Consider the following 14175-nt stretch of genomic DNA (forward strand, 5'->3'; position numbering starts at 1 on the left):
AGTCAATCGCCCGGCTTCAATATCTAGTGGCAAGTTTCGCCGTGGTTAATAGCGGTAGTGTTCCGGCTTGAACGGTCCCTGCGGAGTGACGCCGATATAGGCGGCCTGTTCGCCAGACAGTTCGGTCAGGCGGGCACCGAGCTTGTCGAGATGCAGGCGCGCGACCTTTTCGTCGAGATGCTTCGGCAGGACATAGACCTGGTTCTCGTACTGGCCGGGCTTGGTGTACAGCTCGATCTGGGCCAACACCTGGTTGGTGAAGGACGCCGACATGACGAAGCTTGGATGGCCGGTGGCGTTGCCGAGGTTGAGCAGGCGGCCTTCCGACAAAAGGATCATCCGTTTGCCGTCCGGGAAGGTGATCATATCCACCTGAGGCTTGATGTTGGTCCATTTCAGGTTGCGCAGCGAGGCAACCTGGATCTCGTTGTCGAAGTGACCGATGTTGCCGACGATCACCATGTCCTTCATCAGGCGCATGTGATCGAGGGTAACGACGTCCTTGTTGCCGGTGGTGGTGATGACGATGTCTGCCGTCGGCGCCGCGTCTTCGAGCGTGACCACCTCGAAACCGTCCATCGCCGCCTGCAGCGCGCAGATCGGATCGACCTCGGTGACCTTGACGCGGGCGCCGGCGCCCTTGAGCGAAGCCGACGAGCCCTTGCCAACATCGCCATAGCCGCAGACGACCGCGACCTTGCCGGCCATCATCGTGTCGGTGCCGCGGCGAATGCCGTCTACAAGCGATTCCTTGCAGCCATATTTGTTGTCGAATTTCGACTTGGTGACGGAATCATTGACGTTGATTGCCGGGAACGGCAGCAGGCCTTTTTTCTGCAACTGATAGAGCCGGTTGACGCCGGTCGTCGTCTCTTCGGTGACGCCGCGGATCGCTTCCTTCTGCCTGGTGAAGAAGCCGGGTGATGCCTGCATGCGCTTCTTGATCTGGGCAAACAGGATCTCTTCCTCTTCGCTGCCCGGATTGGACAGCACATCCTCGCCGGCCTCGGCGCGGGCGCCGATCAGGATGTACATGGTGGCATCACCACCGTCGTCGAGGATCATGTTGGAGGTGCCGCCATCGGCCCACTGGAAGATCTTGTCGGTGTAGACCCAATAATCCTCCAGCGTCTCGCCTTTGACGGCAAACACCGGAATTCCGGCCTCGGCAATGGCCGCGGCGGCGTGGTCCTGGGTCGAGAAGATATTGCAGGAAGCCCAGCGGATATCGGCGCCGAGCGCCTTCAGCGTTTCGATCAGCACCGCCGTCTGGATCGTCATGTGCAACGAGCCGGTGATGCGCGCGCCCTTGAGCGGCTTCTTGTCGCCGAATTCCTCGCGGCAGGCCATCAGGCCCGGCATTTCGGTTTCGGCGATCTCGATCTCCTTGCGGCCCCAGCCGGCAAGCGCGATATCTGCGACCACATAGTCCTTGCTACCCGTCATGGCAGTGCTCCGATGCGAATTGATTGCGGGACGCGCCCCGCCCCGAAGGCGTGTCGGAGGGCGCGAGTTGCCGGCCTGACTAGCAGATCGGGAGTTGGACGACAATGGGATATAAAGAAATCTTTATCCGTGCATGTCTTCGGAAGCGATCAGCACGTCAGCATTCCTCGCCAAAACGGGAAGCAACCAGTTGCTCCAGCGCATCGATGACCTCTTCGGCCTCCGGGCCGGTGGCGGTGACGCGGATCGAATAACCGGGGCTTGCCGCCAGCATCATCAGGCCCATGATCGAGGTGCCGCCGACCTTGACGCCGTCCTTCTCGACCTGGACCGTGGCATTGAAGCCGCTGGCAATTTGAACGAACTTGGCCGAGGCGCGCGCATGCAGGCCGCGCTGGTTGACGATCGGAAAGTCGCGAACGATCTTGTCCTTTTCCGGCAACAGCGCGCTCATTTGCTGCTCAGGAGTTGACTGGCGACATTGATGTATTTGCGGCCGGCAGCCTGCGCTTCATCCAGCGCTGCCGTCATGTTGTCGCCTTTGCGAACGCTGGACAGCTTGATCAGCATCGGCAGGTTCATGCCGGCAATGACCTCGATGCGGCCGGATTCCATCACGGAAATGGCGAGGTTGGAGGGCGTGCCGCCGAACATGTCGGTCAAAACGATGACGCCTGATCCCGTATCGACGCGGCCGACTGCGTCGATAATGTCGCGGCGGCGCTGTTCCATATCATCGTCGGCACCGATCGCCACGGTCTCGAAATTGTCTTGTGGCCCAACGACGTGTTCCACGGCATTGCGGAACTCGGCGGCCAGTTGACCGTGCGTTACAAGCACGAGTCCGATCATTCTTTGGTGGCTCCCGTCATCGCCGCTTCACAGGCGCATTTTATGCTCGCCGACCGTTCCAGGCGGCGGGAGCGCTATCTTGTCGACGCAAGGCCCGTTGACAAGCCCAAAATTGCGCCGGCCCAAGCCAATTTGACGCATTGCAGCAAAAAATCGAAATCGGATCACAGGAAAGGCGCAATCGACAGACGCGACATCACTGCCGGCAAGGCGGCCGCGACATTGCGCCCGGCAAGATCGATGCGCGGCACTGTCACGCCGACAACGGGTTCGCTGCAGTCTTCCTGGAAACGGGCCATTTTGCCGGCTGGCACCAGCCGGATAATGAGGTCGATCACGCAGCTTGGCTCGAACTGTATCGGTTTGGGGCCGAATCCCGGCACCTCCACGAGGCCGGCTATGCTGGCTGGTGCGCGGCAGACCAGCCGCCCCTCGCAATCGGCCGCAAAGAGCTGGTCATCGCCGATCAGCCGGGAAAACAGCCCACGTTGGCTGCAATGATCGATCAAGGCGAGCGCCAGCGTCGTCTTGCCCAAGCCGGACGGTCCGGTGATGAGAATGCCGCGATCACCTATCAGGATCGCGGTGCCGTGAATGTGTTCAGGCTGCACAATAGGACCAGGCGTGATTGGAATTCATCCCTCAGCCTTCCGCCGGCAGCGTCACCACGAAGCGCGCGCCCTTGATCTCGCCAGGCTTGGTGCCCGGGATGTTCTCGGCGCTCAGCGTGCCGCCATGGGCTTCAACGATCTGCCTGGATATCGACAGGCCAAGGCCCGAGTTCTGGCCGAACGCCTCGCCGGCCGGCCGATCGGTATAGAACCGCTCGAAAATGCGATCGATGTTATCGGCCCGGATGCCGGGGCCATTGTCGTCGACGGTGACGATGTTGAACTTGCCGGCGCGTGCCAGCGATATGGTGATGTGGCCACGATCTTCGGGAACGAACGAGCGGGCATTCTCGATCAGGTTGGTGATCACCTGGCCGATCCTCAGATCATGGCCGACGACGAAGTAGCCTTTCACGCCCTGCGGCAGTTTGGCGACCTTGAACTCGATCTCGACCGCCTTCTTGTTGCGCGTGGCCTCGCGCGAGACGGCGACCAGATCGGTGATGAACTTCTTCAGGTCGACGGTTCCCGCGTCTTCCCGCGCCAGCTCGGCATCAAGACGGGAGGCATCGGAAATATCGGTGATCAGGCGGTCCAGCCGCCTCACATCGTGCTGGATGATATCCATCAGCCGGCTCCGCGAATTGTCGTTCTTGGCCAGCGGCAATGTCTCCACAGCGCTGCGCAGCGAGGTAAGCGGGTTCTTCAGCTCGTGCGAGACATCCGCGGCAAAACTTTCGATCGCCTCGATACGGGCGTAGAGCGCATTGGTCATGTCGCGCACGGCGATCGAGAGATTGCCGATCTCGTCCTGGCGGTCGGAGAAGTCGGGGATTTCCTCGCGGTTCTTGACGCCGCGGCGAACCCTGACCGCCGCCGCGGAAAGCCGGCGAAGCGGGTTGGCGATGGTGGAGGCCAGCAGCATCGACAGGATGGCGGTAACCAGGGCGGCGATGCCGAACACACGCAGGATCGCCTTGCGCTCGGCCGCGACGATCTTGTCGATGTCGCCGCCTTCGGTCGACAGCATCAGCACGCCGAGAACGGCACGGAAGCGCTGGATCGGCACCGCCACTGAAACGATCTGCTCGCCCTGCTCCGAGATCCGCACGATCGTCGACGGACTGCCGGTAAGCGCCTTGACCACTTCCGGAAACGCAGCACCGTTGCCGCCCGGCTGCTCGCGATAGACAGGCAGCTGCTTGTTGCGGAAGAAATCAAAGACGAATTTCTGGATGCGCTCCAGAAGGTCCGGCTGTTCCACTTCGACCGGCGGCAGGTCGTAGCGAAGGATCTGGCCGCGCGAATAGAGATGGCGGGAATCGAGCAGCAGGTTGGCGTCGCGGTCGTAGATGCGGGCGCGCGTGCGCGTCGGCGAGATCAGCCGCCTGAGCACCGGCGCCACGCGCTCCGGATTGATCGGGAAATCGAGATTGTCGAGCTGGTCGGAGCCCGGGCCGAGGCTTTCGCCGGCCTGCAACTCAAGCAGCTTTTCCGGATCGATGCTGATGGAATCGGTTTCGACCGTCGCCGACGCGGCGATTGCGCCGGCGATGATCTCGCCTTGGGTCATCAGGCTCTCGACACGGGCGTCGATCAGCCCGTCGCGAAAGGTATTGAGATAGAGAATGCCGGTGACCAGGACGGCAAGGCCGGCAAGATTGAGAAAGAGGATACGCCGCGTCAGGCTGGAAAAGATGTGATGGCCGAGAAACCGGCGCATCGGCACCGTAATTTTCGACACGAAGGCGGGCAGAATCCGCGGCGGGCGCCTGGCGGCGCCCGACCGTCTCACTCGCTCTACTTCCACTGCCATCGAATAGCAGCTCCCGCTCGGTAATTAGTGAGTAGTGAGTAGGCAGCAGGAATAGAGAAATGGTTGGCTGAGATCGCGGCGATGCATGAGTGGCCGCTCGCATCATTCAAAACTGACTACCGACTATTCCCTACTGCCTACTGCCTATTCATGCTTCGCGGAACCGATACCCGACTCCGTAAAGGGTTTCGATCATTTCGAAGTCATCATCGACGGCCTTGAACTTCTTGCGCAGCCGCTTGATGTGGCTGTCAATGGTGCGGTCATCGACATAGACCTGCTCATCATAAGCGGAATCCATCAGCGCATCACGGCTTTTTACGACGCCCGGTCGCTGTGCCAGGGAATGCAGGATGAGGAACTCGGTGACGGTCAGCGTCACCGGCTCGCCCTTCCAGGTGCAGGTGTGGCGCTCCTGATCCATGACAAGCTGGCCGCGCTCAAGCGACCGAGCCTGCTGGTTGGGCGCCTTGGCCGCCGCCTCGCGGGTGCTGGCGCGGCGCAGCACGGCGCGGACGCGTTCGACCAGAAGACGCTGCGAGAAGGGTTTGCGGATGAAGTCGTCGGCGCCCATCTTGAGGCCGAACAGTTCATCGATCTCATCGTCCTTGGAGGTCAGGAAGATCACCGGCAGGTCGGATTTCTGACGCATCCGGCGCAGCAACTCCATGCCGTCCATGCGCGGCATCTTGATGTCGAGGATGGCGAGGTTCGGCGGGCGCGCCGCCAGTCCCTCCAGCGCCGATGCCCCATCCGTGTAGGTTTCGACCCGATAACCCTCGGATTCGAGGGCGATCGAAACCGAAGTCAGAATGTTGCGATCGTCGTCGACAAGCGCGATTGTTGCCATTTCAAGCGGCTCCCTCATGAGCTGTCCCTTCTTTCGTCGAGAAGGGGCTTTTGCAGGACAAATTAGGTACAAAATGTGGCATAGGCTTTATCCGCTGTCACGCGCGGCACGCCGGCGGCCACAATTGTACCTCGATATGGATTGGACGAATGAACATCGCCAATCCTTTGGGCAACCATCAGTGTTTTTGCACATATAAACGATTTAAACAACTTTCAAAATATTTAAATCGATTAATGATTTGATATCATTCGCCTTTTCTGGTTTTGACGTTATTAGCTCCTGCAATGGGGTTTCCGGAATTCGCCGGTAAAGACGCGGTAAATCGAAGAAGGGAAACCCATGTCGGAAGCCGGCAAACGCAATCCTGCATGTGCAATCGATCGGATCGGCCTGAGAACCACTGGCGTGGTGCGCTATAATTTCGGCGCGGCCGCGCTCTACGAGGAGGCAATCCGCCGTGGCGAGGCCCGACTCACCGCGCATGGCGCGCTTGCCGCCGAGACCGGGCAACACACCGGCCGCTCGCCCAGGGACAAATTCGTGGTGCGCGACGAAAGCACCGCGCCGCATGTATGGTGGGACAACAACAAGGCGATTTCGCCGATCCAGTTCGATAGGCTGCTTGCCGATTTTCGCGCCCATGCGGCTGGAAAGGACCTTTATGTTCAGGACCTGGTCGGCGGTGCCGACGAGGAACTGAAGCTGCCGACCAGGGTGATCACGGAGCTTGCCTGGCACTCCTTGTTCATCCGCAATCTGCTCATCCGGCCTGCAGCCGCCGAACTCAAGCATTTCGTGCCCGACTTGACGATAATCGACCTGCCGTCGTTCCGCGCCGATCCCGCCCGCCACGGCACGCGCGGCGAAACGGTGATCGCGGTCGATCTTTCGCGCATGATCGTGTTGATTGGCGGTACCTCCTATGCCGGCGAGATGAAGAAGTCGGTGTTCACCGTGCTCAACTATCTGCTGCCGACAAAAGGCGTGATGCCGATGCATTGCTCGGCCAATGAAGGGCCCGCCGGCGACGCGGCCGTTTTCTTCGGCCTTTCCGGGACCGGCAAGACGACGCTGTCGGCCGACCCGTCGCGCACGCTGGTCGGCGACGACGAGCATGGCTGGGGACCGCACGGCATCTTCAATTTCGAAGGCGGCTGCTATGCCAAGACGATCAAGCTTTCGGCCGAAGCCGAGCCGGAGATCTTCGCCACCACCCAGCGCTTCGGCACCGTGCTGGAGAATGTGGCGCTCGACGCCGGCCGCGTGCCGGATTTCGACGACGGCGGGCTGACCGAAAACACGCGCTGCGCCTACCCGCTCCATTTCATCCCGAACGCCAGCAAGACGGGGCGCGCCAGCCACCCGAAGAACATCATCATGCTGACCGCCGACGCATTCGGCGTGATGCCGCCGATCGCGCGCCTGACCCCGGCGCAGGCGATGTATCATTTCCTCTCCGGCTATACCGCCAAGGTGGCGGGGACCGAGAAGGGCGTTACCGAACCCGAAGCGACATTTTCGACATGCTTCGGCGCACCGTTCATGCCGCGGCATCCGTCGGAATACGGCAATCTGCTGCGCGAGCTCATCGCCCGCCACGGTGTCGATTGCTGGCTGGTCAACACCGGCTGGACCGGCGGCGCCTACGGCACCGGCAAGCGGATGCCGATCAAGGCAACGCGGGCGCTGCTTGCGGCGGCGCTCGACGGCTCGCTGAAAGCGGCCGACTTCCGCACCGACGCCAATTTCGGTTTTGACGTACCGGTGACGGTTGCCGGCGTCGACCGCGCCATTCTCGACCCGAGATCGACCTGGGTCGACAAGCCCGCCTACGACCGGCAGGCGGCAAGGCTGGTCGGCATGTTCGTCGACAATTTCGAAAAGTTCGAAGCCCATGTCGACGCCACCGTGCTCGGCGCCGCACCACGCATGCAGGTAGCGGCTGAATAGCCGTCGCCCCTGGTGATGCTTCAAGGCCCGGCTTCGATCGGGCCTTTTCTTTTTCCGCCTGCCGCGCCATGACTGCGGCATGAACGCCGACGACAAGATCATCATCACCGACGATGCGGTGATTAATCCGGGCGACCTGCACGAGGACTTCATCCGTTCGTCCGGCCCGGGCGGCCAGAACGTCAACAAGGTGGCGACGGCAGTGCAATTGCGCTTCGATGCCGCCAATGCGGCTGGCCTGTCGGAGCGGGTGCGCGAACGGACCATCAAGCTTGCCGGCCAGCGCGCCACCAAGGACGGCGTCATCGTCATCGAAGCCGGACGCTTCCGCACCCAGGAGCAGAACCGGGCGGACGCCCGGGCGCGGCTGACGGCACTGGTTGCCAAGGCCGCCGAACCACCGCCACCGCCGCGCAAAAAGACCAGGCCATCCAAAGGCGCGGTCGAAAGACGGCTCAAGAGCAAGGCCGGGCGCGGCTCGATCAAGAAAATGCGCGGCCGGGTTGAGGATGAGTGACAGCCGAAGCGGCTTCGGATCTCAGATCGCCGGCGTAAAGTGCGCAGCTACTGTCGGAGGCGGCTTTCGGGTCGCCGTTTTCGTTTGACGGTGGCATTCTGATTTTCCAGACCAACGGATCAAGCGACGCGATGCTCGTACTGCCCAAAGGCGTCCGCCATATGCCCGGCCACCTGTCGCGCGCCATGCAGGAAGTGCTGGTGGAAGATATCAGGAAGGTCGTGGAGGAAGCCCCGCTGTTCGTGCCGGCAATGCCGCGTACCGGCAAGGAGATGAGCGTGCGCATGACCAATTGCGGCCCGCTGGGCTGGGTCACCGACAAGGAGCACGGCTATCGCTACCAGCCGACCCACCCGGTGACCGGAAGGCCTTGGCCGCCGATCCCGGAGATGCTGCTCGATCTGTGGCGGGACGTATCTGCCTATGGGCACCCGCCGGAGGCCTGCCTGGTCAATTTCTATTCGCAGGATGCCAAGATGGGTCTTCACCAGGACCGCGACGAGAGCGATTTCTCCGCGCCGGTCGTCTCCGTCTCACTCGGCGACGATTGCCTGTTCAGGGTCGGCCAGACGACGCGCGACGGCGCCACCAAATCGTTCAGGCTGAAAAGCGGCGACGTCGTAGTGCTCGGCGGCGAAGGGCGGCTCTGCTTTCACGGCGTCGACCGTATCTACCCCTCGACCTCAGCCTTGTTGAAGAACGGCGGGCGGATCAATCTGACGCTGAGGCGGGTGACGACGCCGAAATAGGCTGTTCGGGTGCCCGGGGGTGCCAGTACCACGACCGCCGTTGTAGCGTTTGGCCAGCAGCAGGGCACTGCCCGGCCAGGGTTGCAAGCCCGGAGCCTGGCGGTGCGTTGCATCGTTGCGCGCACGCCAGGCCTGGAGCGCCAACAGCCGATCTCGGGCGGTCCGGGAATCGCATCATCTCGAGCCGTTCCGCAAACCTAGACCAGCACTGGCGAATACCCAGTGGCGAAGCACCACATAGTTGACGAGCGGGACCACGAAGCATGTCAGCACAATCGGAACCTGCGCCTGCAGGCCCAGAATCCCGGACAACACGGCGGGCAGAAGAAATGACACCGCCAGACCAAGCAATGTCAGCACGAAAAAGCGAGGCGCCTCGAAACGATGCGCCCCGCTGGACGCGAAGGTAAAATACTTTTGTCCGGCATAGGAGAAGACGGCGGCGATGGCATAAGCGAGCACCGAGGCCGAAGCCGGCCGCATCGACACCGCGTCCCCCATCGAAAATACCGCGGCAAGCAGTGCGTAGAGCAGAGTGGCGCCAAAGCCGATAATCAGGAAACGCGCCGGCCGCTTTGCAAGTCTGAAGCCCGAACCGGCGCTAAACACGGCCGCTGCACACATATTGCGCACCGAGCGGCAGGTGCGAGACCCAGCCCTCGACCTTGCGCGCGACGGAATTCGCGAAGGGAAACATCAGGAAATGCCTGCCTGCAACCTGTGTGAGGCCGGCCGCCTCCAGGAGACGGCCGGCTTTGCGGCGACTGATCAGCACGGCGTCTTCATCGAATGGGCAGCGAAGCACGGCAAGGCGTGTCAGCGGATTGTACGGGTTGTGCTCGATAACCGACACGACGCCGCCGGGCCGCACGACGCGTCGCATCTCGGAAACAAAGCTCGGCCAATGTTCAGGCGGCACATGATGGACGACGCAAACGGCGAATGCGAGGTCGAATGTGCCATCCGCGTAAGGCAGCACGGGAGCCGTGTAGTCGGCATAGGTGACCCAGGGGTTTTCCTCACGCGCCCGGGCGATGGATTCCCTCGAAATGTCGCAGCCGTGAAGGTCTGGAAAAAGCGGCTTCACGTAGGGATGCAGTGCGCCGACCCCACAGCCAACATCAAGCGCCCGAACGCAACCGTCGCGCCTTGCAATACCACGCTCGGCGATCAGGTCGGCAAGGAGGACTGACTTCTCCTGCAGGAAGAAGTCATGCTTCAGCCCGGAGAACCTGATCGAGTCGTCGACCGTCCTGTTATAGGTGGTGCGATATTGATCGAAGAGTTCGGCCATCAACCAAACCTTCTGTCGCGTGACGCCGACAACGTCGCCTCGGTGTTTCGATTGTCGACTTCCGCCCGGAGCGCGTCCTCGAAGCCAGTAAGGCGATCAATGACATAGAGCGGCCGGCGCTTGATCTCGGAGTGGATCCCGCCGACATAGAGGCCGACGATACCGGTCATGAACAGGTTGATCCCGGACAAGAAGGAAACAATAACAACTGTCGACGTCCAGCCTTGGACAACACCGAAACTGAATGCCCAGGAAGCCACAGCGAAGAGCCCGAGCAGCGCGGCTACCCCCGAGATAGCGAGCCCGGCCCAGAGCGCCATACGCAACGGTTTTTCCGAAAAGCCGATGACCCCGTGGACAGCCAGGCGGAGCATCTTCCAGAAAGGATACTTTGTTTCACCTGCGGCGCGCGCCGGTCGCTCGAATGAAACCGCCGTCTGCTTGAATCCCATCCAACCGAACATGCCGCGCACGAAACGGTTGCGCTCCGGCATCTGCTTGAACGTATCGAGAGCCTTGCGGCCGATTAGTCGGAAATCGCCAACGTCGCGGGGAATGTCGACCGAAGTCATCTTCTCCATCAGCCGGTAGAAGATGCTGGCTGTCAGCCGTTTGAACCAGGTTTCGCCTTCGCGCCGCATACGCCTCGCGTAGACGATTTCATAGCCCTCCTTCCACTTTTCCACCAGTTGGAGAACGACTTCAGGGGGATCCTGGAGGTCGGCATCCATGACCACCACGGCTTCGCCGGCAGCCGCGTCCATACCGGCCGTAATTGCAATCTGGTGCCCGAAATTGCGCGACAGTTCGATCAGCCGGAAGCGTGGCTCCTCGGCAACCATCCCACGCAGGTAGATCACACTCGTGTCGGTACTGCCGTCATCGACGAAAATAGCCTCTGCCGGTGCGTCCAGCGCGTCGAGCAGGGCGACTATTCGCCGGATAAGGAGTGGAAGAACCGCCTCCTCGTTGAAGATCGGAATGACCAGGGAATAGCGGGGCTGCCTCGCACGAACTCCGGTACTGCTCGCGTTGATCACAGACTGCTCCCGACAGATCCGCTGGATTGCCCATCGAACACTAGCCGGGATAGCCTAAGGCGCCGTTAACCGCGCCGTTACAGTTTCCTGAGCGCCACTTCCTCGACCAGATGGTTGGCGCCCTTGCGCAGGATGAGATCGGCTCGGGCGCGGGTCGGCAATATATTCTCGCGCAGATTCTTCAGGTTGATGTTGGTCCATAGGCCCTCGGCGATGGCGCGGGCCGCATCCTCGGAAAGTTGCGAATAGCGGTGAAAGAAGGAGGCCGGGTCGCGGAAGGCGGTTTCGCGCAACCGCATGAAGCGGGCGATATACCAGTGATGGATCAGCGCCTCCTCGGCATCGATGTAGATGGCAAAGTCGAAGAAATCCGACAGAAAAGGCACGATCTTGCCGTCCTTCGGCAGCTTGCCCGGCTGCAGGACGTTAATGCCTTCGAAGATCAGGATGTCGGGCCGGTCGATGGTCTGGAACGCGCCCGGAATGACGTCATAGGTCAGGTGCGAATAGACCGGCGCGCGGACGTTGCGCTGCGCCGATTTGATGCCGGACAGGAAACGCAGCAGCGCGCCGACGTCGTAGCTGTCGGGAAAGCCCTTGCGTTCCATCAGATTGTTGCGGCGCAGGACTTCGTTCGGCAGCAGGAAGCCGTCGGTGGTGACCAAGTCGACCTTGGGACTCGACGGCCAGCGCGCCAGCAGCTCCTTTAGCACGCGCGCCGTGGTCGATTTGCCGACCGCGACGGAACCGGCAATGCCGATGATGAACGGTGTCTTGGCCGCGTGCAGCGCGTTGAAGAAGGCCTGGCGCTGCCTGAAGAGGAGTTGACTGGCTTCGACATGAGCCGACAACAGCCGCGACATCGAAAGATAGATGCGCTCGACCTCGTGGAGATCGACCGGATCGTTCAGCGACCGCAGACGACGGATCTCGTCCTCGGTGAGCGTCATCGGCGTATCGGCGCGGAACCGCGACCATTGCTCGGCCGAGAAGAAACGATAGGGTGAATACTTCTCGGTAGGAGCGAGCTGGTCCATCGAGTTCCTCCGCAGCGATCAGCCCCGGTCCAGCCGAGACGCCTTTTCGGCGATGCCCGAACGACCGGTGCGGCGTTCAAGCTCGTTGAGCACCTCGCTCAGCGGAATGTCCGCTATGCCGAGAACGACAAGCCAATGATAGATGAGATCGGCGCTTTCCGAAACAAGCGCGTCCCGGTCGGCGCTGACGGCTGCGATCACCGTTTCGACCGCCTCTTCGCCGAGTTTCTGCGCTGCCTTGCTCATGCCGCGCTGAAAGAGCTTGGCCGTCCACGAATCCGGATCGCCGGAACGTGCACGTTCGCCAATAATCTTCTCCAGATCGGAGAGCGAGAACTCGGTCATGACGGCGTTTACAGCCTCTTCTTAGCTGGAAAGGCTCTAGGACCGATTACCCGGCGAGTCCAGCCGCATCGGCAGTCCGGCTTGAGCCATGTGCAGCTTGGCTTCGGCGATGCTGTAGGTGCCGAAATGGAAGATCGACGCCGCCAGCACCGCGCCGGCATGGCCGTCGCGAATGCCTTCGACAAGGTCGTCGAGCGTGCCGACGCCGCCGGAAGCGATGACCGGTACGCGTACGGCGTCGGCGACCGCGCGGGTGAGTGCTATGTCGTAGCCGGCCTTGGTGCCGTCGCGGTCCATTGATGTCAGCAGGATCTCGCCGGCGCCGAGATCGACCACTCGCCGAGCGAACTCGACGGCGTCGATGCCGGTCTTCTCGCGGCCGCCGTGGGTGAATATCTCCCAGCGATCGGCCTCGCCCGCAGCGGACACTTTCTTGGCATCGATGGCGACGACGATGCACTGGTTGCCGAATTTGTCCGCTGCTTCGGCGACAAAATTTGGGGTCTTCACCGCCGCCGTGTTGATCGACACCTTGTCGGCGCCGGCCAACAGCAGCTTCCTGATGTCGGCGACCCGACGGACGCCACCGCCAACGGTCAGCGGCATGAAACATTGTTCGGCGGTGCGGGCGACGACATCCAAAATGGTCTCGCGGTTTTCCGACGAGGCGGTGATGTCGAGAAAGCAGAGCTCGTCGGCGCCGGCCGCGTCATAGGCTTTTGCCGCTTCGACGGGATCGCCGGCATCGACCAGGTCGACGAAATTGACGCCCTTGACGACACGGCCGTTCTTGACATCCAGACAGGGGATGACGCGGGCTTTCAGCATCAGATCCTCTCGATCTCCGCAAGAAAGTCGACGAGCAGCTGGCCGACGACGGGCGGAACCTCGGACTGGGAATCAAAGGCCGGGTCGTAGGCCGAGAGCGTCACGCCGACGATCGGGATGGACCTGGCCAGTCCGCAGGCAAGCTGCCGCAACTGTTCCGGGCTCGGACCGCCCGGGTGCGTGTAGCGGTTCACCTGCAGCACATTCGGATCGACGACGTCCAGGTCGAGATGCAGATGCGCCCGCACAGTCCCTGTCGCCGTGAGCTTTCCGATCATATCGAGTGCACCGGCACATTCGGTGCGCACGATCGGCAAGGTTTCCAGCAGGCGCTTTTCGTCGGGATCGAGGTCGCGGGCATCGACCAGCATGCAGCGCGCCGGGTTTATCGGCCGGAACCCCGGAATCGCTGCCGCCATCGGACGCCAGCAGAGCCCGAGAGTCGCCGCCAGCGCCATGCCGTCGAGAAAGCCGTAGGCCGACGTCTCCGGCGTGTTGAGATCGCCATGCTGGTCGATCCAGATGATCGAATCCGCGGCTTCACCGGCAACCGCTCCGGCGGCGGTCAGACAATTTCCAGCAACGATAATGGGGAAGCGCCCTCCATCGCGGGCGAGGCTAACCTTGGTCGCGACAGTGTTGCAGACGGCAAAGCCGGTTGCGATTTCGCGCCCCTGCTCGTCTCCCACCTTGCCGATATCTTCGACGGCGACTTCATGGCCAGCCACGGTCAGGGCTTCGACGAGCCCACCGCCGACAATGGCGTCCGGACCCTGGCCGCACCCTTCGTGATAGTGCCCGCTGTCATAGGGAGCGAGGATAATCGAGACCTTCACG

General features: G+C 61.8%; 16 protein-coding genes. 3 read left to right on the forward strand and 13 right to left on the reverse strand.

All coding sequences use genetic code 11. From position 1 onward, the window contains the following. Nucleotides 1–45: 45 nt before the first annotated feature. The 6 genes from ahcY to NKH80_RS13520 form a co-directional block, all read right to left on the reverse strand. Nucleotides 46–1446: an adenosylhomocysteinase gene (gene ahcY / locus NKH80_RS13495; RefSeq protein WP_352650205.1), complete on the reverse strand. Its 1401-nt coding sequence runs from the start codon at nucleotides 1444–1446 to the stop codon at nucleotides 46–48. A gap of 157 nt (nucleotides 1447–1603) precedes the next feature. After that, on the reverse strand, nucleotides 1604–1900 hold the full coding sequence (locus tag NKH80_RS13500; protein ID WP_023677551.1) for an HPr family phosphocarrier protein: 297 nt from the start codon (nucleotides 1898–1900) through the stop codon (nucleotides 1604–1606). Next, on the reverse strand, nucleotides 1897–2298 hold the full coding sequence (locus NKH80_RS13505; RefSeq protein WP_254815942.1) for a PTS sugar transporter subunit IIA: 402 nt from the start codon (nucleotides 2296–2298) through the stop codon (nucleotides 1897–1899). The genes NKH80_RS13500 and NKH80_RS13505 overlap by 4 nt, the downstream gene beginning before the upstream one ends. Nucleotides 2299–2462: 164 nt before the next feature. Then, on the reverse strand, nucleotides 2463–2909 hold the full coding sequence (locus NKH80_RS13510) for an HPr kinase/phosphorylase (protein ID WP_352807550.1): 447 nt from the start codon (nucleotides 2907–2909) through the stop codon (nucleotides 2463–2465). Between the two features lie 31 nt (nucleotides 2910–2940). Further along, nucleotides 2941–4725, reverse strand: a complete 1785-nt coding sequence (locus tag NKH80_RS13515; protein WP_352900378.1) for a sensor histidine kinase — start codon at nucleotides 4723–4725, stop codon at nucleotides 2941–2943. Between the two features lie 148 nt (nucleotides 4726–4873). Continuing rightward, on the reverse strand, nucleotides 4874–5575 hold the full coding sequence (locus tag NKH80_RS13520; RefSeq protein WP_023677547.1) for a response regulator transcription factor: 702 nt from the start codon (nucleotides 5573–5575) through the stop codon (nucleotides 4874–4876). 342 nt (nucleotides 5576–5917) lie between these two features. Between NKH80_RS13520 and NKH80_RS13525 the strand changes: the two genes are divergently transcribed. From NKH80_RS13525 to NKH80_RS13535, 3 genes are all read left to right on the forward strand, one after another. Beyond that, nucleotides 5918–7528, forward strand: coding sequence for a phosphoenolpyruvate carboxykinase (locus tag NKH80_RS13525; RefSeq protein ID WP_352991934.1), 1611 nt, complete (start codon nucleotides 5918–5920; stop codon nucleotides 7526–7528). Nucleotides 7529–7607: 79 nt separating this feature from the next. Then, complete coding sequence (gene arfB, locus NKH80_RS13530; protein WP_352480188.1) at nucleotides 7608–8045, forward strand: alternative ribosome rescue aminoacyl-tRNA hydrolase ArfB; 438 nt, start codon at nucleotides 7608–7610, stop codon at nucleotides 8043–8045. A gap of 131 nt (nucleotides 8046–8176) precedes the next feature. Continuing rightward, nucleotides 8177–8794, forward strand: coding sequence for an alpha-ketoglutarate-dependent dioxygenase AlkB family protein (locus NKH80_RS13535; protein ID WP_352991937.1), 618 nt, complete (start codon nucleotides 8177–8179; stop codon nucleotides 8792–8794). A gap of 174 nt (nucleotides 8795–8968) precedes the next feature. On the opposite strand, the gene NKH80_RS13540 is transcribed toward NKH80_RS13535, so the two are convergent. The 7 genes from NKH80_RS13540 to NKH80_RS13570 form a co-directional block, all read right to left on the reverse strand. Continuing rightward, the gene (locus NKH80_RS13540; protein ID WP_352879416.1) at nucleotides 8969–9418 is read right to left on the reverse strand and encodes a GtrA family protein; all 450 of its coding nucleotides are present in this window, start codon (nucleotides 9416–9418) and stop codon (nucleotides 8969–8971) included. Next, the gene (locus tag NKH80_RS13545) at nucleotides 9396–10088 is read right to left on the reverse strand and encodes a class I SAM-dependent methyltransferase (protein WP_352991940.1); all 693 of its coding nucleotides are present in this window, start codon (nucleotides 10086–10088) and stop codon (nucleotides 9396–9398) included. Before NKH80_RS13545 ends, NKH80_RS13540 begins: the two co-directional genes overlap by 23 nt. Continuing rightward, nucleotides 10088–11128, reverse strand: a complete 1041-nt coding sequence (locus tag NKH80_RS13550; RefSeq protein ID WP_502894276.1) for a glycosyltransferase family 2 protein — start codon at nucleotides 11126–11128, stop codon at nucleotides 10088–10090. Before NKH80_RS13550 ends, NKH80_RS13545 begins: the two co-directional genes overlap by 1 nt. 77 nt (nucleotides 11129–11205) lie before the next feature. Beyond that, a complete protein-coding gene (gene coaA, locus NKH80_RS13555; protein WP_352991942.1) occupies nucleotides 11206–12165 on the reverse strand; it encodes a type I pantothenate kinase in 960 nt (319 codons plus the stop codon). An 18-nt stretch (nucleotides 12166–12183) separates the two neighbouring features. Continuing rightward, nucleotides 12184–12510: a phosphoribosyl-ATP diphosphatase gene (locus NKH80_RS13560; protein WP_352991944.1), complete on the reverse strand. Its 327-nt coding sequence runs from the start codon at nucleotides 12508–12510 to the stop codon at nucleotides 12184–12186. A 36-nt stretch (nucleotides 12511–12546) separates the two neighbouring features. Beyond that, the gene (hisF, locus tag NKH80_RS13565) at nucleotides 12547–13341 is read right to left on the reverse strand and encodes an imidazole glycerol phosphate synthase subunit HisF (protein ID WP_352992059.1); all 795 of its coding nucleotides are present in this window, start codon (nucleotides 13339–13341) and stop codon (nucleotides 12547–12549) included. Then, complete coding sequence (locus tag NKH80_RS13570) at nucleotides 13338–14174, reverse strand: arginase family protein (RefSeq protein ID WP_352991946.1); 837 nt, start codon at nucleotides 14172–14174, stop codon at nucleotides 13338–13340. Before NKH80_RS13570 ends, hisF begins: the two co-directional genes overlap by 4 nt. Nucleotide 14175: the final 1 nt, after the last annotated feature.

The sequence above is a fragment of the Mesorhizobium sp. M0904 genome (assembly GCF_040319475.1).
In the GTDB taxonomy this organism is placed as follows: Bacteria; Pseudomonadota; Alphaproteobacteria; order Rhizobiales; family Rhizobiaceae; genus Mesorhizobium.

Coding starts and splice junctions, on each gene's coding strand:
- NKH80_RS13500 (WP_023677551.1), bottom strand. CDS start 1,900: ATGAGCGCGCTGTTGCCGGAAAAGGACAAGATCGTTCGCGACTTTCCG.
- NKH80_RS13520 (WP_023677547.1), bottom strand. CDS start 5,575: ATGGCAACAATCGCGCTTGTCGACGACGATCGCAACATTCTGACTTCG.
- coaA (WP_352991942.1), bottom strand. CDS start 12,165: ATGGACCAGCTCGCTCCTACCGAGAAGTATTCACCCTATCGTTTCTTC.
- arfB (WP_352480188.1), top strand. CDS start 7,608: ATGAACGCCGACGACAAGATCATCATCACCGACGATGCGGTGATTAAT.
- NKH80_RS13545 (WP_352991940.1), bottom strand. CDS start 10,088: ATGGCCGAACTCTTCGATCAATATCGCACCACCTATAACAGGACGGTC.
- NKH80_RS13515 (WP_352900378.1), bottom strand. CDS start 4,725: ATGGCAGTGGAAGTAGAGCGAGTGAGACGGTCGGGCGCCGCCAGGCGC.
- NKH80_RS13535 (WP_352991937.1), top strand. CDS start 8,177: ATGCTCGTACTGCCCAAAGGCGTCCGCCATATGCCCGGCCACCTGTCG.
- NKH80_RS13540 (WP_352879416.1), bottom strand. CDS start 9,418: ATGTGTGCAGCGGCCGTGTTTAGCGCCGGTTCGGGCTTCAGACTTGCA.
- ahcY (WP_352650205.1), bottom strand. CDS start 1,446: ATGACGGGTAGCAAGGACTATGTGGTCGCAGATATCGCGCTTGCCGGC.
- NKH80_RS13525 (WP_352991934.1), top strand. CDS start 5,918: ATGTCGGAAGCCGGCAAACGCAATCCTGCATGTGCAATCGATCGGATC.
- NKH80_RS13505 (WP_254815942.1), bottom strand. CDS start 2,298: ATGATCGGACTCGTGCTTGTAACGCACGGTCAACTGGCCGCCGAGTTC.
- NKH80_RS13560 (WP_352991944.1), bottom strand. CDS start 12,510: ATGACCGAGTTCTCGCTCTCCGATCTGGAGAAGATTATTGGCGAACGT.